At 43.4% G+C, this 22,938-nt stretch carries 24 protein-coding genes and 4 tRNA genes; 7 read left to right on the plus strand and 21 right to left on the minus strand.

What is annotated here, in order from left to right; genetic code table 11:
* Position 1 precedes the first annotated feature (1 nt).
* The 14 genes from rplK to aprB form a co-directional block, all read right to left on the minus strand.
* On the minus strand, positions 2-430 hold the full coding sequence (rplK, locus tag THEIN_RS01405; protein ID WP_013906907.1) for a 50S ribosomal protein L11: 429 nt from the start codon (positions 428-430) through the stop codon (positions 2-4).
* 16 nt (positions 431-446) lie between these two features.
* Positions 447-974, minus strand: coding sequence for a transcription termination/antitermination protein NusG (gene nusG / locus THEIN_RS01410; protein WP_013906908.1), 528 nt, complete (start codon positions 972-974; stop codon positions 447-449).
* Position 975: 1 nt separating this feature from the next.
* Complete coding sequence (gene secE / locus THEIN_RS11885) at positions 976-1,269, minus strand: preprotein translocase subunit SecE (RefSeq protein ID WP_013906909.1); 294 nt, start codon at positions 1,267-1,269, stop codon at positions 976-978.
* A gap of 23 nt (positions 1,270-1,292) precedes the next feature.
* Positions 1,293-1,369, minus strand: a tRNA-Trp gene (locus THEIN_RS01420).
* Between the two features lie 3 nt (positions 1,370-1,372).
* Positions 1,373-1,543 (minus strand): 50S ribosomal protein L33, encoded by a 171-nt coding sequence (gene rpmG, locus THEIN_RS11890; protein WP_013906910.1) that lies wholly within the window; start codon positions 1,541-1,543, stop codon positions 1,373-1,375.
* Between the two features lie 11 nt (positions 1,544-1,554).
* On the minus strand, positions 1,555-2,754 hold the full coding sequence (tuf, locus tag THEIN_RS01425) for an elongation factor Tu (RefSeq protein ID WP_013906911.1): 1,200 nt from the start codon (positions 2,752-2,754) through the stop codon (positions 1,555-1,557).
* 63 nt (positions 2,755-2,817) lie between these two features.
* Positions 2,818-2,893, minus strand: a tRNA-Thr gene (locus THEIN_RS01430).
* Between the two features lie 11 nt (positions 2,894-2,904).
* Positions 2,905-2,980: transfer RNA gene (locus tag THEIN_RS01435), tRNA-Gly, on the minus strand.
* 16 nt (positions 2,981-2,996) lie between these two features.
* Positions 2,997-3,081 (minus strand) — tRNA-Tyr (locus THEIN_RS01440).
* A gap of 74 nt (positions 3,082-3,155) precedes the next feature.
* Positions 3,156-4,430: a quinone-interacting membrane-bound oxidoreductase complex subunit QmoC gene (gene qmoC, locus THEIN_RS01445; protein WP_013906912.1), complete on the minus strand. Its 1,275-nt coding sequence runs from the start codon at positions 4,428-4,430 to the stop codon at positions 3,156-3,158.
* 12 nt (positions 4,431-4,442) lie between these two features.
* Positions 4,443-6,659, minus strand: coding sequence for a hydrogenase iron-sulfur subunit (locus tag THEIN_RS01450; protein WP_013906913.1), 2,217 nt, complete (start codon positions 6,657-6,659; stop codon positions 4,443-4,445).
* A 4-nt stretch (positions 6,660-6,663) separates the two neighbouring features.
* Positions 6,664-7,917, minus strand: a complete 1,254-nt coding sequence (locus tag THEIN_RS01455) for a CoB--CoM heterodisulfide reductase iron-sulfur subunit A family protein (RefSeq protein ID WP_013906914.1) — start codon at positions 7,915-7,917, stop codon at positions 6,664-6,666.
* 141 nt (positions 7,918-8,058) lie between these two features.
* Positions 8,059-10,059, minus strand: coding sequence for an adenylyl-sulfate reductase subunit alpha (aprA, locus tag THEIN_RS01460; protein ID WP_013906915.1), 2,001 nt, complete (start codon positions 10,057-10,059; stop codon positions 8,059-8,061).
* A gap of 39 nt (positions 10,060-10,098) precedes the next feature.
* A complete protein-coding gene (gene aprB / locus THEIN_RS01465; RefSeq protein ID WP_013906916.1) occupies positions 10,099-10,551 on the minus strand; it encodes an adenylyl-sulfate reductase subunit beta in 453 nt (150 codons plus the stop codon).
* 278 nt (positions 10,552-10,829) lie between these two features.
* Here aprB and mobA point away from each other — a divergent pair, with 278 nt between their 5' ends.
* Positions 10,830-11,423: a molybdenum cofactor guanylyltransferase gene (gene mobA, locus THEIN_RS01470; RefSeq protein ID WP_013906917.1), complete on the plus strand. Its 594-nt coding sequence runs from the start codon at positions 10,830-10,832 to the stop codon at positions 11,421-11,423.
* 130 nt (positions 11,424-11,553) lie between these two features.
* On the opposite strand, the gene cybH is transcribed toward mobA, so the two are convergent.
* From cybH to THEIN_RS01485, 3 genes are read right to left on the minus strand one after another with little or no spacing between them, the layout of a single operon-like run.
* Positions 11,554-12,204, minus strand: coding sequence for a Ni/Fe-hydrogenase, b-type cytochrome subunit (gene cybH / locus THEIN_RS01475; protein ID WP_013906918.1), 651 nt, complete (start codon positions 12,202-12,204; stop codon positions 11,554-11,556).
* A gap of 44 nt (positions 12,205-12,248) precedes the next feature.
* Entirely contained in the window at positions 12,249-13,949 is a 1,701-nt protein-coding gene (locus THEIN_RS01480) for a nickel-dependent hydrogenase large subunit (protein ID WP_013906919.1), read from the minus strand.
* A gap of 3 nt (positions 13,950-13,952) precedes the next feature.
* Entirely contained in the window at positions 13,953-15,032 is a 1,080-nt protein-coding gene (locus THEIN_RS01485) for a hydrogenase small subunit (protein WP_013906920.1), read from the minus strand.
* A 199-nt stretch (positions 15,033-15,231) separates the two neighbouring features.
* Between THEIN_RS01485 and THEIN_RS01490 the strand changes: the two genes are divergently transcribed.
* Genes THEIN_RS01490 through hypF form a run of 5 tightly spaced genes read left to right on the plus strand, consistent with a single transcriptional unit; the run spans position 15,232 to position 19,246 of the window.
* Entirely contained in the window at positions 15,232-15,729 is a 498-nt protein-coding gene (locus THEIN_RS01490) for a HyaD/HybD family hydrogenase maturation endopeptidase (RefSeq protein ID WP_013906921.1), read from the plus strand.
* Between the two features lie 8 nt (positions 15,730-15,737).
* Positions 15,738-15,950, plus strand: a complete 213-nt coding sequence (locus THEIN_RS01495; protein WP_245523079.1) for a HypC/HybG/HupF family hydrogenase formation chaperone — start codon at positions 15,738-15,740, stop codon at positions 15,948-15,950.
* Positions 15,943-16,293 (plus strand): hydrogenase maturation nickel metallochaperone HypA/HybF, encoded by a 351-nt coding sequence (locus THEIN_RS01500; protein ID WP_013906923.1) that lies wholly within the window; start codon positions 15,943-15,945, stop codon positions 16,291-16,293. Before THEIN_RS01495 ends, THEIN_RS01500 begins: the two co-directional genes overlap by 8 nt.
* A 2-nt stretch (positions 16,294-16,295) precedes the next feature.
* On the plus strand, positions 16,296-16,973 hold the full coding sequence (gene hypB, locus THEIN_RS01505; protein WP_013906924.1) for a hydrogenase nickel incorporation protein HypB: 678 nt from the start codon (positions 16,296-16,298) through the stop codon (positions 16,971-16,973).
* A complete protein-coding gene (gene hypF / locus THEIN_RS01510; RefSeq protein WP_013906925.1) occupies positions 16,940-19,246 on the plus strand; it encodes a carbamoyltransferase HypF in 2,307 nt (768 codons plus the stop codon). The genes hypB and hypF overlap by 34 nt, the downstream gene beginning before the upstream one ends.
* Here hypF and rimO read toward each other — a convergent pair.
* From rimO to THEIN_RS11465, 4 genes are read right to left on the minus strand one after another with little or no spacing between them, the layout of a single operon-like run.
* Positions 19,216-20,499, minus strand: coding sequence for a 30S ribosomal protein S12 methylthiotransferase RimO (gene rimO, locus THEIN_RS01515; RefSeq protein ID WP_013906926.1), 1,284 nt, complete (start codon positions 20,497-20,499; stop codon positions 19,216-19,218). The two genes, hypF and rimO, sit on opposite strands and share 31 nt — an antisense overlap.
* 4 nt (positions 20,500-20,503) lie before the next feature.
* On the minus strand, positions 20,504-20,878 hold the full coding sequence (gene panD, locus THEIN_RS01520; protein WP_013906927.1) for an aspartate 1-decarboxylase: 375 nt from the start codon (positions 20,876-20,878) through the stop codon (positions 20,504-20,506).
* A 4-nt stretch (positions 20,879-20,882) separates the two neighbouring features.
* Positions 20,883-21,728 (minus strand): pantoate--beta-alanine ligase, encoded by an 846-nt coding sequence (gene panC / locus THEIN_RS01525; RefSeq protein WP_013906928.1) that lies wholly within the window; start codon positions 21,726-21,728, stop codon positions 20,883-20,885.
* Between the two features lie 2 nt (positions 21,729-21,730).
* Positions 21,731-22,636, minus strand: a complete 906-nt coding sequence (locus THEIN_RS11465; protein ID WP_013906929.1) for a L,D-transpeptidase family protein — start codon at positions 22,634-22,636, stop codon at positions 21,731-21,733.
* Between the two features lie 88 nt (positions 22,637-22,724).
* Between THEIN_RS11465 and extJ the strand changes: the two genes are divergently transcribed.
* Positions 22,725-22,934 carry a selenite/tellurite reduction operon protein ExtJ gene (gene extJ / locus THEIN_RS01535; RefSeq protein ID WP_013906930.1) on the plus strand — a complete coding sequence of 70 codons (210 nt, stop codon included), beginning with the start codon at positions 22,725-22,727 and terminating at the stop codon, positions 22,932-22,934.
* The last annotated feature ends 4 nt before the right edge of the window (positions 22,935-22,938 follow it).

The following is a 22,938-nucleotide window of genomic DNA, read 5'->3' on the forward strand; positions in this document are numbered from 1 at the left end:
TTTACCCCTCTACAATTTCTATTCCCATACTACGCGCTGTACCTTCTATGGTACGCATAGCTGCTTCTAAGTCTGCCGCCTGAAGGTCTGGCATTTTTATCTTGGCTATTTCTTCAACCTGCTTTTTAGTCACCTGGCCGACCTTTTCTCTCTTCGGATCAGAAGCACCTTTTTCAATACCAGCTGCTTTTTTAAGCAAGACCGAAGCTGGTGGTGTCTTCAAAATAAAGGTAAAAGAACGATCAGCATATACCGTAATAACCGCCGGTATAATCATTCCTTCCTGGCCTTTAGTCTTAGCGTTAAAGGCCTTACAAAATTCCATTATGTTTACACCGTGCTGACCAAGCGCAGGCCCTACAGGAGGGGAAGGGTTTGCCTGACCAGCTGGAAGCTGAAGCTTAATAACCGCTATTACTTTTTTGGCCATACTACATCACCCCGAACTAAATTTTCTGTACGTGGGCAAATTCTAACTCAACTGGAGTTTCTCGCCCAAAAATACTAACTAAAACTTTAACCTTACCTTTATCAGGCTTAACTTCTGTTACCACACCGTGAAAGTTTGCAAAAGGCCCCTGGGTAACACGTACGCGATCACCCTCTTGAAACTGATACCTCGGCTTAGGTTTAATCTCAGCAACCTTAAGACGTTCAATAATCTTTTTGGCCTCTTCCTCACGCAAGGGCAGAGGTTTTTCTCCACCCATAAATCCTACCACTTTGTCAATCTTTTTAATGACTTCAAAAACTTGATCCTCAGGCTCTGCCTTTATAAGCACATAGCCCGGATAAAAGCGTCTAGCCACAGGGCCAGACTCTAGGCCAATAATCTCAATAATTTTTTCAGGCGGCACTACAATCTCTGAAATTTTATCGCTTAGACCAGCCGCCTCAAGAGCTTCTCTTAACTTTTGCCCTATTTCCCTTTCAAAACCCGCATATACGTAAACGACAAACCATTGCTGTGCCATCTTAGTAAACCAACCATTGAACTAATTTAGAAAGAACCATATCTACAATGCCCAAATAAAAAGACACAAACAACGTAAAACTAACAACGGCTGTAGTAGTGGCCAAAGTTTCTTTACGAGTAGGCCAGGTAATTTTTTTAAACTCTACCTTAACTTCCACAAAAAAGTTCTTGGCTCTATGAATAAAGTTCTCCTCACGTTGCAGAGGAACCACCTTAGCCTCGCCCTTGTCAGACGAAGCTCCAGATCCAGACACAGATGCCATCCGTTGTTTCCGAGTCCTTCTTTTGGCCATCTCTTTCTCCCAAACAAGAAAAATGGCAGGCCAGGAGGGATTCGAACCCCCAACCCCCGGATTTGGAGTCCGGTGCTCTAGCCGTTCGAGCTACTGGCCTGCACTATTTAGCTTTAACTTCCCTGTGAATCGTGTGTTTACGATCCCAAGGACAATATTTTTTTAATTCAAGTTTATCCGGTGTATTCCTGCGATTTTTAGTAGTTGTATAGTTACGCCTCTTACAAACCGTACACTGCAAATGAATAGTAATCCGAACGTCTGATTTTGCCATAACCTATCACCCTATTCCAAAATCTTGGTAACAACACCAGCACCTACTGTGCGGCCACCTTCTCTTATCGCAAAACGTAAACCCTCTTCCATCGCCACCGGCTTTATCAACTGTACCTCAAACTCCACATTGTCTCCCGGCATCACCATCTCTACTCCCTCTGGCAACGTCACTACTCCTGTTACATCCGTCGTCCTAAAATAAAACTGTGGCCTATATCCATTGAAAAACGGCGTGTGCCGCCCTCCCTCTTCCTTCGTCAATATATATACCTCTGCCTTAAACTTGGTATGCGGCGTGATACTACCAGGCTGCGCTAATACCTGACCCCTCTCTACCTCGTCCTTCCCTACTCCTCTTAACAATATCCCTACGTTGTCTCCTGGAAGACCCTCATCAAGTATCTTCCTGAACATCTCTACACTAGTCGCCACTGTCTTTATCGTCGGCCTAAGCCCTACTATCTCTACTTCATCTCCAGGCCTTATCACTCCTCTTTCTACCCTACCTGTCACCACCGTCCCTCGTCCACTTATGCTGAATACGTCCTCAACCGGCATCAAGAACGGCTTGTCTACCTCCCTCTTGGGCTCAGGTATATACTCATCTACCGCCTTCATTAATTCCCATATCTTCCCACACCACTCACAATCCTCCTTCCCACATCCACACTCTAGCGCCTTTAACGCACTCCCCCTTATCACCGGCACATCGTCTCCAGGAAAATCATACTTAGAAAGCAACTCCCGAATCTCAAGCTCTACCAACTCCAAAAGCTCTTCGTCATCTACCATGTCAACTTTGTTCATAAATACCACGATAGCCGGAACGTTAACCTGACGCGCCAACAATATGTGCTCACGGGTCTGCGGCATAGGACCATCAGTGGCCGCTACTACCAAAATAGCTCCGTCCATCTGTGCCGCTCCCGTAATCATGTTCTTGATATAGTCAGCGTGCCCAGGACAGTCCACGTGGGCATAGTGGCGCTTCTCTGTCTCATACTCAACGTGCGCCAACTGAATGGTAATCCCCCTCTGCTTCTCCTCAGGCGCACGGTCAATATTATCAAACGGAATCCATTCCGCCCATCCCTTGGTAGAAAGCACCCTGGTTATGGCACTGGTCAATGTCGTTTTTCCGTGGTCAATGTGACCAATCGTCCCAATGTTTAAATGCGGCTTACGCCTCTCAAACTTCTGCTTACTCATTTCCTCTCCTCCTCAAGAAGTTCGATGTTTACTTTTTGATCAAGTTGATCAAGCCAAAATAAATGGAGCCCACGACCGGACTCGAACCGGTGACCTCTTCCTTACCAAGGAAGTGCTCTACCTCCTGAGCTACGTGGGCTCAATAAAAAATGGAGCGGGAAACGGGACTCGAACCCGCAACCCTCAGCTTGGAAGGCTGATGCTCTACCAATTGAGCTATTCCCGCTCCCAATTTTCTAAATTGGTGGAGAGGGGAGGATTCGAACCTCCGAAGGCTACGCCATCGGGTTTACAGCCCGACCCCTTTGGCCACTCGGGAACCTCTCCACAAAAACGGCAGGCCAAGTATGCCCTGACCTGCCGTAACCGAAATATAACAATAGTTAAATTAATGTCAAGAACTAAGCTTCTTTCTTTTCAGAAGATTCCTCGGCCTGGATGGCCTCTGTTTCTACAGGCTCTTCTTGAGCTTTAGGCTGAGAAAGCGCAGCGGTAGCGGCGGCCATTTTGGTTCTCACTCCAGCCATATAATGATCAAAAACCATAACCGTAGTCCTGTAAAGAAGGTGAGCAAACTTAGAATAAGGGAGTCCTAAAAATAGGACAAAGATGCAGGCTAAATGTGCTACGTAAACAAAGTAGGCAATTTTAAGATCAAAGATACGAAGATATTGAGCCGCAAGACCAGTAATGCCGACAAAAAGAACTAAATAAAGAAAAAACCAGTCACTATAGGAACTGCGCATTATACCTTCAGCCTCTTTGGCCTTACGGTTCTGGATCAAAAGAATGGCTCCATAAATTAAAATGAAACCACCAAGATTTCCAAGAATTTTTATGGGATTCCAAAGAGGCCATGGGGTGTGGAAAATCTCGTTTCCAGTAATTGTTCCCACAATATCGGCAAAGAAAAACACCACCATGGTAACAAAGAAAAGAATAATAAAGGCCCAAAGAACTAAACGGTGACCACTATATCTTGGCAAATTAGCTACACACTTCTTGAAACGCTCGTGATTAAGAATTTCTTTAAAAACAGGGATTACATGGTCTTTTATTAATTCCCAGGTGGTTGCCCGATAAGCAACAGGGATATTGGCTCCTTCATTTAATTGACGCCAGAGATTACTTATTCCTCGCCAAGCAATTATCGCGGCAAAACCAGCTACAGGTAAAAAGATAGCGTCAACCGCTAACACCGGTAAAAAACCGTGAAATAGCCCATGAGAGAAACGCACCGGTGATTCAAGCTCTGGTAACCCCTGATGAACAATTAAAAGCATAGCAAAAATAACCGCTAAAGCAAAACCAAAAAGCAAAACGGTCCCTGCTAGGCTATTGTAAAGAGACCAGAGAAACTTAGGCTCAGCCAACTCCCTTATAGCCATGGCCCTTATAGCTGAAAGAACATCCCCTGGCCTTGCCCCACGAGGACAATATGCCGTGCAGTCACTACACTGGTGACAGAGCCAGATAGCTGGATCCTTGGCCACTCTGTCCGCCATTCCCCACTGGGCCAGAATCATCTGCTTTCGCGGAAAAGGCACATCCTCTGTGGAAAGAGGACACACCACCGCACAGGTGGCACACTGGTAACAACGCTTTACCGTATCACCACCTGAGGCAATAACACCTTCAACAAACTTTAAATCCGGTTCGACATAATGATGAGACATATCTCTACCTCCTTACCAACCTTTAAAGGGGCTTTCTCCCACAGCTTCAAGTGCTTCTTGAAATTCCTGAAGCAGTTTAGGCAATTCTTCGTATTCGTCAATAGATACCGTTTTAATTACCACTCGTTCGGGTTCAAGGGCTAACTGCTGTAAGGTTTCAGCTACGTTTTCCATACGACGATTAGCAAGCTCACTACCTTTAATAAAGTGACATTGATAATTTTCACCATATTTACAACCAAGCATAAGTACTCCGTCCCAACCTCCACTCATAGCATCTCTAATCCAGGCCACATTCACTGCCCCTAGGCATCGAACCGGAATAAAGCGTATAGAAAGTGGAACATTTTTACGATGATAAGCGGCCATATCAAGGGCTGGCAGGGCATCATTCTCACAGATAAAAGCCACGACTCTATACTGACCATATTCGGGCTCAGGCATCTCACAGGCCTTAAGCATGGAGCTACCCATGTCAATATTGTAGTCCTTGAAATTAATGACCCTTTCGGGACAGGCGCCAAAACAGGTTCCACAACGCCTACAACGCGTAGGATTAGGCATCGGGGTGCCTTCAGGATCGTCATCAAGGGCCCCAAAAGGACATTCTTCGGTACAACGTTTACACTGGGTACAACGCTTAAAATTAAACTCCGGATAAGCAAAATCCCAGGTACGCGGATGGACAGCATGCCCCATTTCTACCGCCTTCAAACACTGAATAGCCTTTAGAGCCGCTCCAGCCGCATCTTCCATGGCCTGAGCTGTAGCCATAGGCTGATGCACACAACCAGCCGCATAAATTCCGGTCCGTCTGGTTTCATAAGGGAAGCATATATAGTTTGAATCCGCATAGCCGCTAAATAGTTCAAGTTCAGGGAAACCAGGACCCTGACGGTATTCAAGAGGGATAATAGGATCATCAGCCGTAGTGGGGACCATACCCGTGGCCAAGACGACCAAATCAACAGGTACAGCCATATCATCACCCAACAAAGTTTCTCCTACTTCTACCACCAAACGGCCGTCATCAGCCTGGGCAAGCCCCTTAAATTCAGCCTTGGTCAAAAAGACACCAGGATCGTCCTGAAGGGCCAAATAAAAGTTTTCGTAAATCCCCATAGTGCGCATATCTTTGTAGAAGATATACGCTTTAGCCTCGCTATCCATTTCCCGCAAAAGTTTGGCCTGTTTTAATGAAGCGAGACAACACACTCCTGAACAGTATGGAAGATGATTTTCATCACGCTGACCAGCACACTGAATAAAAGCAACACTTTTAACCGGAGAACCATCAGACGGACGTTTAAGCTCGCCCTTGGCAAGCATCTCTTCAAACTGAATATTAGTTACTACATCGGGATACTTCCCATATCCATAAGGCTCTTCAAGTTTTGTAGCGTCATAGGGCTTCCAACCTGTAGCCACTACAATAGCCCCAATGTCAACAGTTTCTTCGTTGCCACCCGCATTATAAGTAACTTTAAAGGCCCCAGGAGCTCCAGCAATCTTTTCTACCGTAGCTCCGGTTACCACTTGAATTTTGTCATTAGCTTGAACATCTTCTATAAGCTTTTTAACCACAGGATCAACAAGATTTTTGTAAGGATGGCCAGGTTCAAGCTGCTTTTTCATCTTAGCCACAAAACCACCAAGCTCATTTTCCTTCTCTACCAGTAAGGCCTCGTAACCAGCCTTGGCTACTTCCAAAGCCGCCGTAAGACCAGCTACACCACCACCCATAACTAATATCTTCTTACAAATTTCCCCTTCAAGTTTATAAGGCTCAGGCGGGGCGATCTTTTGAGCCTTAACTACACCCATACGAACATAATCTTTAGCCAGAGCCATAAGTTCATCTTTAAAGGACACCCCTTCAGCAAACTCAATCTGGCTTTCATCTTCGGGCATTTCTTGACCTTCTTCAAGTTTAGGCCAACGAGACCAAACTACCTCTTCACGTAAGCTAACTCGCACTACCGGCAATTTTTTGCCAAAATCAAATACGTCGTAATTTACCCTAGATGAACAGGCACAAATTACCACGCTATCAAGCTCATTTTCCTGAATAGCTTTTTTTATAGCTTCTACCCCTTCTTTACCACAAAGAAAGGGCATAGAAGCACAATAAGCACAGCCCTGTTCATTGGCTGCCGCTTCAAGATCTCCAATTTCCAAACGATCGCCAATATTACAGGAGGTGCAAATAAAAACTCCTACTTTTTCCATTGATTTACCCCCTTACCAAAGTTTGAATAGCTTTTAAAGCCGCAGCAGTTGCGGTTTCATTCGAAGACATAACATCTAGAGGCAACCTAGCACAGCCACAGGCATACATGCCTTTAGCTTCACTAGGAATGACAAAACCATTTTCGTCCATCTCCAAGATCTGAGGCACTTCCTCACCAGCTAAGCTCGGCTGCATACCGGTAGCTAGAACTACCATATTCACCTGCTTCTGGATCTTTTTCCCGGAAAGAGTATCTTCAGCCACTACTATCAGGTCACCATTTTCGGCTTGCTGAATATCAGCAACTTTTCCTTTAATAAATTCGATATTGGCTTCTTCTTTAGCCCTGTTTAGGAACTTTTCATAACGGCCAGGAGTTCTAATATCAATGTAAAAGAAGTAAACTTTTCCTTCAGGATTTTGCTCAGCAAAATAAATACTGTGCTTAAGAGAAGCCAAGCAACAAATATACGAACAATAAGGCAAGTGGTTCTCATCTCTTGAGCCAGCACACTGTACAAAAGCTATACTTTGCGGAACCTGCTGATCTGAAGGCCGGACAATCTTTCCGCCCGTAGGCCCATTGGGAGCGGCTAACCTTTCCATCTGCATATTGGTAATTACATTTTCAAAACCAGGCTGGCCGTACTTCAGATTATCAAGCTTTTTAGCGTCATAAGGCTTCCAGCCAGTAGCCCAGATGATAGCCCCTACTTCTAGAGTTATAGTCTGAGGCTGCATATCAGGATCTATAGCATTATACTTGCAAGCTTCTTTAATTCTTTCTAAATCGCCATCAGCTAAAGCTGACTTGTCCAGAACGTAACGGGCGGGAAAAGCATGCTCATGGGGTAAATAAATGGCCTTAGTTTTTCCCAGTCCAAAATTAAAAGTGTCTTCCCGCTCCCCTTCACATACCTTTTCACATTCACCGCAACAGGTGCAGTTTTCATTTACATAACGAGGTGCGATTTCAACGGTTACTTTATAGTTTCCCGGTGCACCCTGAATGTCTTTTATGGTTGCCATAGTGTAAAAATTAATGCGTGGATTCTCTTTGATCCGGCGATAGTTGATTTCCAAACCGCAAGTCGGAGGACAAAGTTTAGGAAAATAATAGCGAAGCTGATTAACTCGACCACCTAAAAAGGGTTCCTTTTCAATAAGAATTACGTCATATTCCATTTCGGCTGCCTCAACGGCAGCAGTAACACCACTTATTCCCCCGCCTACTACGAGGATCTTCCCCTCTCCCATATACGCCTCCTTACAGAAATTTCCTTACCCAGAACTCAAATCCCTTTTAAAAGGAATCTCAGATCTGAATAAGGTTAAAAAAAACTCCAGGCACCGCCTATTAGGCAGCACCTGGAGTTTTATATTAGCGCAAATCAAGCATTACGGTCCAAGAGGATCAGGAATAATCTGGACATAAGGGAATTTCTCCATTTCCCACTCGCCAGTTTCAGGGTTGTAGCGAGAAAGGGTGAAGCAGCGCCATTCAGCATCGTTGAGCTCAGGGAAGTCTGCACGATAGTAGTAACCAGGATAGCGAGTTTCTTCTCTAAAGAGAACGTGGCGGAGATGAAGCTCAGCCGTCCAGACACGGTGAATGTTTTCCCAGGCTCTCATGAGCTCGTGGAGATCCCGAGCTGCTGCCTTTTCCATATCTTCCTTGAGCATGGTCAAAAGTTCAAGGCCGCGTTCAAGCATGACCTTATTCGTCTGATAGAAAGTAGCGATACCAGCGACATATTCGTCCATAAGTTTCATAAGACGAGCCTGGATCTGTTTAGGCAAGAGGAAATTCGGGTTAACTTCATAGGAAGTAGAAGCCTCTTTATTTTCTTCAAAGCGATACCAAGGTGCATAAATCTCTTTCTTGAGAGCTTCAGGATCTTCCTTAGGAGTAGGCACATAGTCTTTATTGTCAAGACAGAACTTAACCATAGCCTTAGCCGCAATACGGCCCTCAGCATGAGCACCAGAAGAGAACTTGTGACCACAAGCGCCCACGGTGTCACCAGCGCAGAACATGCCTTTAACCGTGGTCATACGGTTATAAAGACCAATTTCTTTCCAGGGTTCTTTATACTGATCAGGCACCCAATCTTCGTCAGGACCGCAGCACCAAGCACCAGCACAACCAGCGTGAGAACCAAGGAAGTAAGGCTCAGTAGGCATAATTTCGGAAGGTACCTTTTCAGGTTCGATGTTCAAGCAAGCCCAAAGACCCGCCTGAGTTACACACATGTCAAGGAAGTCTTCCCAGGCTTCGGCTTCGAGCTTCTTGAATTCCTTCTTGTCCATGGTCTTCATGGCTTCCTGAAGAGCCCACTCAGTATGGATGTAGATAGGACCACGACCTTCTTTCATCTCAATGAGCATGGCGTGGTTACGCAAGCAGGTTCCGATAACGGAAGCTTCACTGTAAGGCTTAAACTTTTCAAGTTCACCCTTGTGCTTGGCGATATAATCTTCACCAAAAGCGTTGGTAGCACGGGCTTTAAAAAGCAAGAACCAAGCACCAACCGGACCATAACCATCTTTAAAACGAGCAGGCACAAAGCGGTTTTCCATGAGTACAAGCTTGGCACCGCTCATGGCACACATGGCGTAAGCTGAACCAGGGTTCCAAACCGGATACCAAGCACGACCCTGACCTTCAGCCACAGAACGAGGACGGAAGATGTTAACCGCACCACCAGTAGCCAAGAGGGTGGCCTTAGCTTTAATGATGTAGAGCTTGTTTTCACGAACAGAAAAGCCTACACCACCACAGCAACGGTTGGGTTCATTAGCGTCCATCAAAGGACGGACTATAAATACACGTTCAAGGATTTCGCCATTTTCACCAAGCTGCTCCATGGCGTTTTTAGCCGCTTCCGCTACGATGCACTTATAAGATTCACCGTTAATCATGATCTGCCAGCGACCAGAGCGAACTGGCTTGGCCCCAGATTTAAGGGTCATACCCTTGGCCTTGGCCTGAGCACCGTCAAGAATCTTACCATCATCGGTACGCTTCCAGACGGGAAGACCCCATTCTTCAAAAGCAATAACACTATCATCAACGTGGCGACCTACGTCAAAAGAAAGATCTTCACGGATGATACCCATCAAGTCACAACGGACCATGCGGACATAGTCATCAGGCTTGTTTTCGCCAATGTAAGTATTAATAGCCGAAAGACCCATGGCTACCGCACCAGAACGCTCAAGCGCGGCCTTGTCAACCAAAGTTACCTTGAGCCCAGCAGGCTTAGCCCAACGAACAGCCTCTACAGCGGCACCGCAACAGGCCATACCACCGCCCACCAAAAGAATATCGGTTTCTTTTTCTACAATCTCAGGCTCAGCACAAGGAAGCCCAGGATTATAAGACCAAATCTTAGCCATAATTTACCTCCTTATCTTAAAAATTTTTATTTTCGTTAATTATTTCCAAGCTACTGCTTCAGGCACAGCCGGAGTTACATTATCAGCCACCTCGGTGAAAAGACGGTTATCACCAATAGCAGAAAGATCAGGATCAGGTTTACCAAGAGTGGGATCAGCTTCACCTTCGGGTGTAGTACGAATCGGGAACTTAAAGCGCTTTACTACACCATTACGGAACTTAATGGTCCACATAATGTCAGTAGTACCACGCATAGGCTGACAAGTTCCGCCAAGGGGAGCAAAGTCAGCATAGTGACGGACCATAATCGCACCTTGAGGACAAATCTTCACACAAGAATAACATTCCCAACACTGATCAGGTTCCTGGTTGTAGGCCTTCATGGCTTCAGTGTCAAGGATCATCAGGTCGTTCGGACAGATGTACATGCAAGCTGTCTTTTCGCCGCCCTTACATCCGTCACACTTCTCGGGGTTTACATAGCTCGGCATACTCCTACCTCCTTATTTATTTTTATGCTTTAAACAGAACATTAAGCTGAATTGAACTTTTTTAAATGAACGTTCACTCATTTCGCCATTCCTTATACGTTGGACGAAAAATAGTGTCAAGGCAAATTTAAGAAATTAATAGCGATAAAAGAGGTTTAATTCCCATTAAATAGGGCTTTTAGGCCGTTTTTCTAAAAAATTTGTCTTATGACTTTTTTTTTTACAAAAATGTTTTAAGCTGATAATTTCATGAATATTGTTTGACATTTTTAAAACAAATGAAGAATTGCTTTTATAAGCTAACTATAGGACTAATACTTGCGGGAGGAGAGGCTCGCCGTTTTGGAGGGGGCAAGTGCCAGGCCATACTCCAAGGCAAACCATTAATACAATGGGTTTACGAATCTATAAAACCTTTTACCTTTGAGATATGGCTTTCAGTAAAAAAACAAGAAGATTTTGGTTTGACATTTACCAAGGTTATAAAAGATCCCTTTCCAGGAGCTGGGCCAGCAGTAGCTTTAAGAGAAACTTTAAAACATGTTGCTAATAATAAAGTTTTATTGGTTACAAGCTGTGACCAGCCCTTAATCCAGAAAAAATTACTAAAAGGTTTAGTCTCTTTTTTTGATCCCCATCAATACGAAATAGCCGTCTTTATTGATGAAAAAGGAAAAATTTTACCCTTTCCCGGTCTTTATAAGGCTTCGCTGAAAAATAAAAAAGTCAACGCCTTAAGAGATTTCTTGAAAAATACTAAGGCCCTTATAATAAAACCTGAACTCTGGCGTAAATGGGACCCAAAAGGACTAAGTTTTTATAATATAAATTACCGTAAAGATTTAGAAAGATTAGAAAAAGGTACTCCCTAATCCTCGGTTAACCCTCTGATAGGTTTTAGGCATAGCTCTAATAGAGCCAAAAGGCTCTCGGAATCCCTCGTTTCTTTTGTTTTAGGGGATCAGGGGCAAAGCCCCCGATGACTATGCCCCTTTGAAATATTTAATGGTGATCTTTTAAATATTTACGTCCGGAAAAAATACTAGAAATAATACCTTCGTCGCCAAAAATGTCATTCCAAACTACTAGATATATATGCACCATACAAAAGATAGCAAAAATCCAGAACAAAAAGTAATGCCATAGACGAGCTACCTGTTGATTGCCGAAAATAGCAGTACCTATGGCGTAAATAATCCCATTTTCAGGATACATTAAATAAAGTCCTGTCAAAATCATAATTATACCGAGAAACACCATTCCCATATATGCAGTTCCAGCTAGAGGGTTGTGACCACCATGACCAACATGTTCATCGGTGAGATATAAATAGTGTTTAATGGTGATAAAAAGGCCTCTGATATTACGAGGAGTAACGGGAATAAAATCTGTAAAGCGTTCATATTTATTTCCAAAAATAAACAAGTACAGCCTCACCATAATAGCGGCAATAAAAATATAACCTGCTAGGAAATGTATATAACGCATTTCAGCCATAATAAAGTTGGTATTGATCCCTTCCCAGACCCCCAGGACAAAAGGATCTCGGATATAGTAACCAGTAATACAAAGGGTTACGATCGAAAGGGCAAAGGCCCAGTGATATAACCTCATTAAAACGCTCCAAACTTTAACGCGTCTGTAACCGCCCATACTTACCTCCTTATTAAAAAGAGGCCGGAGCCCCGGCCCCAATTTTATAAAGCTTTGACCTTAATAAGCTCCTCTCTTTCAGGATTCAAAACATGTACGGCGCAAGCAATACAAGGATCAAAGGAATGAATAGTCCTTAAGGCCTCAAGCGGTTTTTCTGGATCAGCCACGGGATTACCTACTAACGCCGCCTCATAGGGCCCCATACGCCCTTTATCATCACGTGGACTCATATTCCAAGTAGAAGGAACCACACACTGGTAATTTTCTATACGTCCGTCACGAATTACCACCCAGTGAGAAAGGGTACCGCGAGGGGCTTCATGAAAGCCTACGCCTTTTATAACTCCCTTAGGAAACTTAGGCGGGACATAAACTTCCAGATCTCCGCGACCAATATTTTGGGTCAAAAGGTTAAGATGTTTGGGACCAAGCTCGGCCAGCATAGCTGCTCTTATAGCCCGTGCCAAATGTCTTCCAGGAGTGGAGTGAAAAGCCTCAAGAGGTACCGGACCACCTACCAAAGAAGAAAGTTTTTCTACAGCGTAATCTACCCATTTTTTAGTAAGCTCGTGACCCAAGGCGTAACCAACAAGCACCTGAGCCAGAGGGCCTACCTGCATAACTTCACCTTTAAAACGCGGAGCTTTAGACCAAGAATACTTACCATCAGGCTGAAAGTCAGTGTAATGCGGAACAGTCTCTTCTTCCCAAGGATGCTTGGTCCAATCACCTTCGTACCAGGAGTGTGCGATACACTCGGCTACGTTTTCACGGAAATAAGGATCTTTGAAGCTCTTAATCGGTTTTACGCCGGCCAGGTTACCATTGAATATAGTTCCACCAGGAAGGTCAAAGGTTTCTCCTTTAGTGTCAAGAGGAAGATCAGGCACAGCCAGATAGTTCTTAACACCAGCCCCGTATTGAAGCCAATCTTTATAAAGGGCACCTACAGCGATTACATCAGGGAGATAAACCTGATGGACAAATTTCTTTACTTCTTCAAAAAGCTTTTGGGCAAAAAGAATCCTTTCCATATTAAGGGTGGCTTCGTTATCAGGATTAATGGCTAATGCCACTCCTCCTACTACTACTGTCTGGATATGCGGACTTTTACCGCCAAAAATAGCTACTATCTGGTTAGCTTTATATTGGTACTCAAGGGCCTCAAGATAATGAGAAACCGCCATTAAGTTTACTTCTGGCGGAAGCTTCATGGCCGGATGGCCCCAGTAGCCATTTTCAAAGGGACCAAGCTGGCCACTGGCCACAAAGGCCTTTAATTTTTCCTGCACTTCACGAAAACGATTGACATTATTTCCTGGCCAGGGAGAAATGCTTTGGGCTAAATCTGCGGCCTTTTTGGGATCTGCCTCTAGAGCAGAAACCACATCTACCCAATCAAGAGCAGATAGGTGATAGAAATGGACGATGTGGTCGTGCAAAGAGTGGGCCGCCATGATTACATTTCGCACATACTGAGCATTGATAGGAATTTCGAGATTTAGAGCGTCTTCCACGGCCCTTACCGAAGCTAGAGCGTGAACCGTGGTACAAACTCCACAAATACGTTGGACAAAAGCCCAGGCATCTTTGGGATCTTTGCCTTTTACTATGAGTTCTATTCCACGCCACATCTGGCCAGAAGACCAGGCGTTAGTAATCTGGCCTCCATCTACTTCTATATCAATACGTAAATGGCCTTCAATTCTGGTTACGGGGTCAATGGTAACTTTATGGGCCATACTTTATTCCTCCTCTTTTTCTTTTGTTACTACTTTTTTAACTACACCGGCCGCAGCGTGGACGGCAATACCTGCGGCAGCTGCTCCAAGGGCAAATTTACCAATACGTTCGGCCTGACCAACAATACCCATACCAGAAGGCACTTCGGTACCAGGCACATGCTCATAGAACGGAATCATGGTATCCCAGCAGTCTGGCTCTGTACAACCAATACAGCCATGACCAGCTGATACCGGCCAAACCCCAGCATCACAGAAACGGATTACCGGACAATTAGCATAGGTTACAGGGCCTTTGCACCCGACCTTATAAAGACAATAGCCTTTCTTGTGGCCTTCATCGCCAAATTGCTCCACAAAGCGGCCTTCATCAAAGTGAGGACGGCGCTCACAATGATCATGAATTTTTCGCCCATAGGCAAATTTAGGACGCTTAAGATAATCAACCTCTGGGAGTTTATTGAAAGTAAGAATGTAAGCAATAGTGGCCAACAAATTATAACCATTTGGAGGACACCCAGGAACATTGATCAAAGGTTTGTCCTTAACTACATCAGATACTCCTACCACACCAGTAGGATTGGGCGAAGCTGCGGCCACTCCGCCAAAAGAAGCACAGGTACCATAGGCAATAACCATACTCGAGTGCTTGGCCACTTTTTTCAACAGTTCAAGAGTAGTGTGACCAGAAATCTTGCAATAAATTCCTTTGTCTTTTAAGCTTACCCCGCCTTCCACCACACAAATCAGCTTGCCACTGTATTTTTCGAGAGCACGTTCAAGATTTTCTTCCGCCTGATGACCTGCAGCAGCCATAAGGGTTTCATGATATTCAAGAGAAATTAGATCAAGTATTAAACTTGCTACATCAGGATGAGAGGTTCGCAATAGAGCCTCAGTACAACCGGTACATTCTACCAAGTGGAGCCACACAACAGGTGGTCTTGCAGGATCTTTAAGAGCTGCCTCTACTTTAGAAATCATTGAGGATGGGAGCCCCATAGCTGCCGTAGCAATAGTGGCAGCTTTTAAAAAGTCCCTCCTCTTTAGTTTTAGAAGATCATTTGCTAGAAATCGATTCATACCCTGCCTCCTAAATTAAGATTAGGATTTACTTAAATAAATTATTTTAATTTCAACTTTCAATTACATTTCACTATCTACTAACTATTCTTTCGTTATTTTATAGGTTAAACTTTAAAAAAAGTAAAGCTATTTAATTCGTAATTTATAATGTTTTTTGATTACAGTATCGTCTATATTACTTTATAGGATTTAGTATATGATAAGTGCTACCATAATAGGATTAGATAACATCTTATTCCAAGATGAGGGTTTTGGGGTACATTTAATTAAATTTTTAAAGAAAAATTATTCTTTTCCTGAGGGTTTTACTTTGATAGACGGTGGTTGCGCAGGCCTTTCTTTAATTAATTTAATACGTGATAAAGACTTGGTCTTTATAGTAGATGTTTATCTATCTGATAGTCCGCCTGGAACTCTAAAAGTTTTTTCCTGGGAAGAAATAGAAAATTTAGGCGGGCAACATTTTGCCTCTGTACACCAGTTTGGAGTAAAAGACGCCTTAGGATTAGCCAGGCTTTACCATATAAGACCCAAAACATTTAAAGCCTATGCTGTAGTTCCTGAAAGCATGGAACTTGGTACAGAACTAAGTCCTACTCTAAGAAAAAATCTTCCTTTAATTGCCGAAAGAATCGTTAAAGACTTAAGAGAATTAAATTTTGTTATAAGAGAGGAAAACAGCTTATGTGTTTAGGCGTACCGATGAAGCTTATTGAAATAAACTACCCTATAGGCATTGCTGAAGCTGAGGGTGTAAGGAGAGAGATAAACTTACAATTACTTCCTCAAGAAGAAATAAAAGTTGGCGACTATGTAATTGTTCACGTAGGTTTTGCTATTCAAAAAATGTCTCCAGAAGAAGCCGAAGAGACCTGGCGCCTTTTAAAGCAGGTGATGGAACAAAGATATGCATGAGACTTCTCTTGTAATAGCCATGTGTACCCAAATAGAAGAGATGGTCAAGGCTCAAAATGCCCAAAAAGTGGTTTCTATCACTGTTCGCGTGGGAGAATTTTCAGGTGTTGAAGAAGAGGCCTTTAGTTTTGCCTTTGAAGTATATAAAAAAGAACACCCTCTTTTTAAAGAAGCGGTTTTAAAACTGGAAAAAGTACCTGCCCTTAAAAGATGCCTCAATTGCGGGGAAGAATTTAGCTATTTTCAACAAAGGGTCTGCCCTCGTTGCCAGAAAGAAGAAATAATCTACACTGGTGGCGAAGAACTAGAAATTGCCAAACTTGAACTTTTAGTGGAGGATTAAAAATGTGTGAACACTGTGGTTGTAACCAAAGAAGTCAAGAAATCACCCTTGAAAAACAAATTCTTGCCGAAAACGATCTTATCGCCCAGAAAAACCGAGCTCATTTCCGGGAAAAAGGTATAAAAGTTATAAATTTGATCAGTTCGCCTGGTTCTGGGAAGACAACTCTCCTTGAAGCCACCATAGATGCCTTAGGTAAAGAAATCCCCCTAGCCGTTATTGAAGGAGACCCGGAGACAGAACGCGATGCCGAACGCATTCGCCAAAAGGGTGTTCCTGCTATCCAGGTAACCACCGGTGGGGCCTGCCATCTTGACGCGCGCATGGTGCACCGAGCTTACCATCAGCTTGAAGAAAACAACTTTAAACTTCTTTTCATAGAAAACGTAGGCAATCTTCTTTGTCCTTCTTCTTTTGATCTTGGTGAAGATTTAAGAGTAGTATTGGTCTCAGTACCAGAAGGGTCAGATAAACCTGCCAAATATCCGGCATCTTTTTACAAGGCCCACGTTTTCCTTATAACCAAGATAGATCTGCTGCCTTACTTTGACTTTGATCTTGAAGAGGCCGCTAAATTGGCTCGTCAGGTGAATCCGAATATTAAAATTATTCCGGTCTCCGCCAAGACCAGAGAAGGAATGGCCCTGTGGCTGGACACACTAAAGGCCTTAGTATCATAGTTAAAGGGGTTGTTCAGGGCGTAGGGTTTAGGCCCTTTGTTTATCGCCTGGCTAAAAAGCTGAACCTTTCGGGAAATATACGTAACACCGGTAAAGGCGTCCTTATAAATGTCTGGGGAGAAGAAAACCAACTAGAAGATTTTATTAAAGGCTTAAAAGAAGAAGCCCCACCCCTTGCTCGTTTAGAAAAAATAATCACCAGCCCTATAAACGGGACCCCGCCTGCAAAATTTGAGGTCCTTGAAAGCGAAGCCGGCCCAAAGCAAGCTAAAATTCCCGCTGATGTGGCCACCTGTGAGGCCTGTCTAGCCGAACTTTTTGATCCGCAAGATCGCCGGTATCGCTATCCTTTTATTAATTGCACAGATTGCGGCCCAAGATTTAGCGTAATTCTTGACTTACCTTATGACCGCGTAAAAACTACCATGCACGTCTTTCCTATGTGCCCAGAGTGCCTTGCGGAATACCAAAATCCCGAAAACCGCCGTTTTCACGCCGAGCCAAACGCCTGCCCGGTATGCGGCCCCCAAATATGGCTGGTTGATAAAGACGGTAATAAAATACACGCCGAAGATCCCGTAACCTATGCCATAGAAGCCATCAAACAAGGGAAAATAGTGGCCTTAAGAGGGCTTGGCGGCTTTCTTCTAGCCTGTGACGCTACTAACGAAAAGACAGTTAAACTTCTTAGGTACCGTAAAAAAAGGCCCCGAAAACCCTTTGCTATCATGGTAAAAGATCTTGAAAGTGCTGAGAGCTTAGCCTTTTTAAGCGATAACGAAAAAGAAATTCTAACTTCTCCGAAAAGGCCTATAGTTCTTGCCAAAAGAAAACTTGCCTCCCCTCTTCCTGAAGAAATAGCGCCTGGGCTTGAATTTATAGGCCTAATGCTACCTTATACCCCATTACATCACCTTATTTTAAAAGAAGGGAACTTTTTGGCCCTGGTAATGACAAGCGGCAACCTTTCAGGTGAGCCCCTTTGTGTTACCAATGATGAGGCCTTGCGAAGGCTCTCACATATTGCTGATCTTTTCCTCTTCCACAACCGCGAAATAGTTCAGGGCATAGATGATTCCGTAGTTCGTGTTATAGCAGGGAAGCCTCGTCTCATAAGGCGAGCCCGCGGCTATGTACCAGAGCCTCTACCCTTTACCTGCGAAACCAAAAAATTTTTTGCCTTTGGAGCCCATCTAAAAAACACATTTACCCTTACTCGTGGTAAAGAGGCTTTCATTTCCCAGCACATAGGAGATCTTGAAGATCTTGAAACCCTAAACTTTTTTCAAAAAGCACTAATGCACTTTGAAAATTTATTAGACATTAAGCCCGAAGTTCTTGTTTGCGATTTACACCCGGGCTATTTGAGCACGCAGCTTGCTGAAGAAAGAGCTAAAAAGGCCCAGATCCCTTTGATTAAGGTCCAGCACCATGTGGCCCATGCGGCAGCGGTTGCCGGGGAGTTTGGCCTTGAGCCGCCCTTTCTGGCTCTAATTCTTGATGGCTTAGGCTTAGGAGATGATGGCACCCTCTGGGGGGGCGAACTTTTAAAAATAGAAAGAGGGCAATATGAACACCTTGGACATCTCTTTCCCGTAAAACAACCTGGTGGTGACGCCGCCTCTCGTGAGGCCTGGCGCATGCTTCTCGCCTACCTTTACGAAATTTATGGCGAGAAAACCTCAGAAATCGCCAAAAAATTACTCCCTAAAACTTATCACGAAAAAATTCCTCTTGTCTTAAAAATGCTTGAAGGAAACATTAATGCCCCCATAACCACCAGTACCGGAAGGCTCTTTGACGCCTGTGCCGCCTTGCTTGGTATATGCTTTGAGCAGACTTTCGAAGGAGAAGCCCCCATGCTCCTTGAAAGCCTGGCCTTGAAAACAAAAAAGTCCCCTATTTTTTCTTCTAGCTTGTTTAGAAGCAAAAAGTTAGTCCTTGATACCAGGGCTTTAATAAAAGACCTGTTAGAAAATTTGGACTCTTTTTCCAAAGAAGAATTGGCTCTAAGCTTTCATTTATCCCTGGCCCATGGCTTAAAAGAAATGTTAGTCTCGGCCTCTCGAAAAACAAAACTTAAAAATATAGTTTTTTCGGGAGGGGTTTTTCAGAACAAAATTCTTGCTGAAGCCCTGATAAATTTTCTCAGAAAAGAAGGTCTAAAAGTTTATTTCCCAGAAAAACTTCCGGTAAACGATGGAGCCATTTCTTATGGCCAAGCAGTTTGGGCCTCCTGGATTTATGAAAGAGGTTTAGCAAAACAGTCGTAAACGTCAGTACTTACAATTTTTACCGGGACAATATCGCCCACCGTGGCTTCTCCTTCCACATAAGTTATACCGTCAATTTCAGGGGCCTGAAAACAAGCATGGCCAACAAGACGCCCTTCTTCGTCCACCCCTTCGATTAAAACTTCGGTAGTATCTCCCAAACGCTTGGCTAAACGTTTTTGAGAAATCTCCTGCTGAAGCTTCATTACCTCGTGGAAACGAGCCTTTTTCTCTTCTTCAGAAATCTGGCCTGGCATTTTGGCAGCCAGAGTACCTTCTTCTGGTGAATAAATAAAAGCCCCCAGATGGTCAAACTGAGCCACTTTCAGAAATTCGAGCAGAATCTCGAAATCTCTTTCCGTCTCTCCGGGAAAACCAACAATTATACTGGTTCTAATGGCGGCTTCTTTAGAAGCCCCGCGAATTTGCTCAATAAGAGACAATATTTTTTTGGGATCAGCTAAACGCCTCATTTTTTTGAGAATTTCAGGACTGGCATGCTGAATAGGTATGTCAAAGTAAGGGCAAATGGATTTTTCCATCAAAACAACCTCAATAATTTCTTCGCTAAGGCCATCTGGATAAAGATAAAGGAGCCTTAACCAGTAAGGGGAGACCTCTTTTACCAGGCGACGCAAAAGAGACGCCAGTTTAGGCTTTCCTTGGTCTTTACCGTAAGCGGTGACATCCTGCCCTACCAAAATTATCTCCTGCACTCCCTGAGCCACCAAATTCTTTGCCTCTTCAAGGATTATTCCCTCAGGTACACTACGGAGAGGCCCTCTTATACGCGGAATAGTACAAAAAGAACAAGCATGGCTACATCCCTCAGTTATCTTGAGATAGGCACAAAAAGGATTTTCTGTAAGAAGACGTCGAGGAGTTTCTCTCCCTTCAAAACGTAGGCAATATCTATCTTGTGAGAAAATAACTTCAGGTGAACGGTAAGCCTCAATCCCTATAAATTGATCCACCTCTGGCAACTCATCTAAAAGCGATTCGCGATAGCGGGTAACAAGGCAGCCGCCCACCACCAAGCGCTGGCCTTCTTTTTTTTGCTCAGCTAATTCAAAAATAACATCAAGGGATTCTTCCACTGCCTCGCGAATGAAAGCACAAGTGTTTACGTAAAGGATTTCAGCCTCTTCGGGATCGAGAACAATGGTGACCCCTCTTTCTTTGAGCTCGGCCAAAAACTTTTCCGCATCAACACGGTTTTTGGGACATCCTAGAAGGACGGGATAAATTTTCATTGAATTATTCTTTTACAGGCAGGTCTTTTTCCTGAAGGATATTATTATCATTATCAACATAAACAAGCCTTACCGAAGCCCTTTCAATTTCTTCGGGCCTAAGCCAGTGATAAGAAACCACAATCAAGCGATCGCCGACTTCTCCTTTACGAGCCGCAGCCCCATTCAAACAGACTTCTTTGCTCCCCCACTCGCCCTTGATGACGTAAGTTTCAAAACGCTCACCATTTTCTAAGTTATAAACCCAGATGCTCTCAAAAGGCTCAAGGCCAGCGGCAATCATAAAACGAGGATCAAGGGTAAGACTCCCTTCGTATTCTAAATTTTTTGCCGTAACCCGCACCGTATGTAATTTTGAACGTAAAAATTTGCGCCACATAGACTTAAGGTTCAATAATCATGTTGTCTATTAACCGAGCCTTGCCTATAAATACGGCTAGAGCTAGAAGAGTTGGCTCAGTAATCTCCCTTACTTCTATTAGGTGTTCTGGGTCTCTAAATTCGATATAGTCCACTTTAGTATAAGGATGAGACAAGATAAATTCTTCGAGCTCCTTTTGCAAAATATTTGTATCCTTTAATCCCTTTTTTACCTTCTCTTTTGCTAAGCAAAGGGCCTTGTATAAGCAAACTGCTGACTTTCTTTCCTCAGGGGAGAGATAGATATTTCGCGAGCTCATGGCCAGGCCATCTTTTTCGCGCACAATAGGATGGCCAACTATCTCCACATCAAGGTTTAAATCTGCAATCATGCGTTTAACAACTAAAAACTGCTGATAATCTTTTAAGCCAAAAACCGCTAAATGGGGCTTTACAATATTAAAGAGTTTGAGACAAACGGTAGCCACTCCTTTAAAGTGCCCCGGGCGCTTGGCCCCACACAAAGGCTTACTAAGCTCGGTTACCTCTACATAAGTCTGGTAAACTTGAGGATACATATCCTTGGCATTAGGAGCAAAGACTACGTCCACCCCCACTTCTTGAGCAAGGCTGGCATCTCGTTCAAGGTCTCGCGGATATTCTTTTAAGTCTTCCTGAGGGCCAAATTGTATAGGATTTACAAAAATGCTTACCACTACCTTATTCGCCAGGGTTTTAGCCTTGCGCATAAGAGCAAGATGCCCTTCATGAAAATATCCCATAGTGGGTACCAAGGCAATTCTTACCCCGTTTTTGCGAGCGTTTTCGCTCCAGATCTTCATTTGTGAAACTTCTTTTATTAGTCGAATGGTTACCCTCCTTGATCTACCAAAGTCTTTTCTTCAATCCATACGGGCAACAAGTCTATAATAATATTTTGAAGTTCTTCAAATTTCCACTTCTTATTTTCAAAAGATCGAGCTTTCTCCCACCAGGAAAGTCTTCCATCTCCATTGTCATCTTCATACAAAAAATAAAGTTTCTGGCTAGTGGGTTCCTCTCCCCAGATAGTTAATCTTTTATAACCTGATAAATCTTCCCACAGAGAAACCCGCACCAATATTCCAGACAATCTAAAAGACCACTCTCCCCACCAGGGAAATAAAAGATTTGGCTGATTAATGGAAACAAGATTTTTCATAATTTCAAATAGAGGTTTTTGAGCATCAAAAATCAAAACTGGGGTTCCCTTTTTTACCAGCTTATAAAGATCTGCTACGTCTTTGTCTTCCATAGCTACGCAACCGAAAGTCCAGTCTCTTACAAGTTTGCCTTTTTTTAACCTCCAAATACCTCCTCCGTGGATACCCAAACCAAAACCTAAAGGACATTTGGGGTCTGGCGTCTTTTTAAAATACGCCTTAAGGCAACGCTTATAAGCCTCATCATCAAGTCGATGCTCCCAATACGCTAGATTTATGTCTTTCAAGTTTGGGTAAGAAATAGCTAAAAAAAGACCGTATTTACGGGACGGCCTTTTTTCAGTAATAAAATACAAACCCTCAGGAGTTGCTCCATCTCCTTGGCGAGTTTTAGGGGCCTCAGGATTCCAACCTAAAGAAATAGGATAGGCTTTTATAATATGATCGTTTTCATAAACATAAAGAGTTCGTGAATACTTTTCTATTACTATCAGACGAAAAGCTTTGGCTTCAAAAAATCCAAAAAACAACAAAATTGAAAGATAAAAAGTTAATTTCAAACCTATTTTTGGCAAAACCTTCTCCTTTCGTCAAAAATAATTTAGCATTTTGTTCAATTTTATATTACATTTTATTCGACAAAAAACATGAGGAGGTAAACTTATGAAGAAAAAGTTAATGGCCTTAATAATGGCAGTGTCCTTTATTGGAGCATCCAGCGGTTCTGTTTTGGCAGCTAAGTCTTGTAAAGGTATAGTAAAAGAGTTCGATGGAAAAGTCATGGTCATTAAAATCGAGGGCAAATGTAAGGTTGAGCCTGGAACTAAAGTAAAAATAAAACCTAAGAAAAAGGCTGCCATAGAAGGTTGTTAGTTTA

It is taken from the genome of Thermodesulfatator indicus DSM 15286 (assembly GCF_000217795.1).
Lineage (GTDB): Bacteria > Desulfobacterota > Thermodesulfobacteria > Thermodesulfobacteriales > Thermodesulfatatoraceae > Thermodesulfatator > Thermodesulfatator indicus.

Excerpts from the sequence above, each read along its gene's own strand:
- extJ (WP_013906930.1), top strand. The coding sequence starts at position 22,725 with ATGAAGAAAAAGTTAATGGCCTTAATAATGGCAGTGTCCTTTATTGGA.
- THEIN_RS01495 (WP_245523079.1), top strand. The coding sequence starts at position 15,738 with ATGAAGCTTATTGAAATAAACTACCCTATAGGCATTGCTGAAGCTGAG.
- THEIN_RS01500 (WP_013906923.1), top strand. The coding sequence starts at position 15,943 with ATGCATGAGACTTCTCTTGTAATAGCCATGTGTACCCAAATAGAAGAG.
- nusG (WP_013906908.1), bottom strand. The coding sequence starts at position 974 with ATGGCACAGCAATGGTTTGTCGTTTACGTATATGCGGGTTTTGAAAGG.
- THEIN_RS01450 (WP_013906913.1), bottom strand. The coding sequence starts at position 6,659 with ATGGAAAAAGTAGGAGTTTTTATTTGCACCTCCTGTAATATTGGCGAT.
- rimO (WP_013906926.1), bottom strand. The coding sequence starts at position 20,499 with ATGAAAATTTATCCCGTCCTTCTAGGATGTCCCAAAAACCGTGTTGAT.
- mobA (WP_013906917.1), top strand. The coding sequence starts at position 10,830 with ATGAAGAATTGCTTTTATAAGCTAACTATAGGACTAATACTTGCGGGA.
- THEIN_RS01490 (WP_013906921.1), top strand. The coding sequence starts at position 15,232 with ATGATAAGTGCTACCATAATAGGATTAGATAACATCTTATTCCAAGAT.
- qmoC (WP_013906912.1), bottom strand. The coding sequence starts at position 4,430 with ATGTCTCATCATTATGTCGAACCGGATTTAAAGTTTGTTGAAGGTGTT.
- THEIN_RS01485 (WP_013906920.1), bottom strand. The coding sequence starts at position 15,032 with ATGAATCGATTTCTAGCAAATGATCTTCTAAAACTAAAGAGGAGGGAC.
- THEIN_RS01455 (WP_013906914.1), bottom strand. The coding sequence starts at position 7,917 with ATGGGAGAGGGGAAGATCCTCGTAGTAGGCGGGGGAATAAGTGGTGTT.
- cybH (WP_013906918.1), bottom strand. The coding sequence starts at position 12,204 with ATGGGCGGTTACAGACGCGTTAAAGTTTGGAGCGTTTTAATGAGGTTA.
- aprB (WP_013906916.1), bottom strand. The coding sequence starts at position 10,551 with ATGCCGAGCTATGTAAACCCCGAGAAGTGTGACGGATGTAAGGGCGGC.
- secE (WP_013906909.1), bottom strand. The coding sequence starts at position 1,269 with ATGGCCAAAAGAAGGACTCGGAAACAACGGATGGCATCTGTGTCTGGA.
- hypB (WP_013906924.1), top strand. The coding sequence starts at position 16,296 with ATGTGTGAACACTGTGGTTGTAACCAAAGAAGTCAAGAAATCACCCTT.
- tuf (WP_013906911.1), bottom strand. The coding sequence starts at position 2,754 with ATGAGTAAGCAGAAGTTTGAGAGGCGTAAGCCGCATTTAAACATTGGG.
- THEIN_RS01480 (WP_013906919.1), bottom strand. The coding sequence starts at position 13,949 with ATGGCCCATAAAGTTACCATTGACCCCGTAACCAGAATTGAAGGCCAT.
- rplK (WP_013906907.1), bottom strand. The coding sequence starts at position 430 with ATGGCCAAAAAAGTAATAGCGGTTATTAAGCTTCAGCTTCCAGCTGGT.
- rpmG (WP_013906910.1), bottom strand. The coding sequence starts at position 1,543 with ATGGCAAAATCAGACGTTCGGATTACTATTCATTTGCAGTGTACGGTT.
- panD (WP_013906927.1), bottom strand. The coding sequence starts at position 20,878 with ATGTGGCGCAAATTTTTACGTTCAAAATTACATACGGTGCGGGTTACG.
- aprA (WP_013906915.1), bottom strand. The coding sequence starts at position 10,059 with ATGGCTAAGATTTGGTCTTATAATCCTGGGCTTCCTTGTGCTGAGCCT.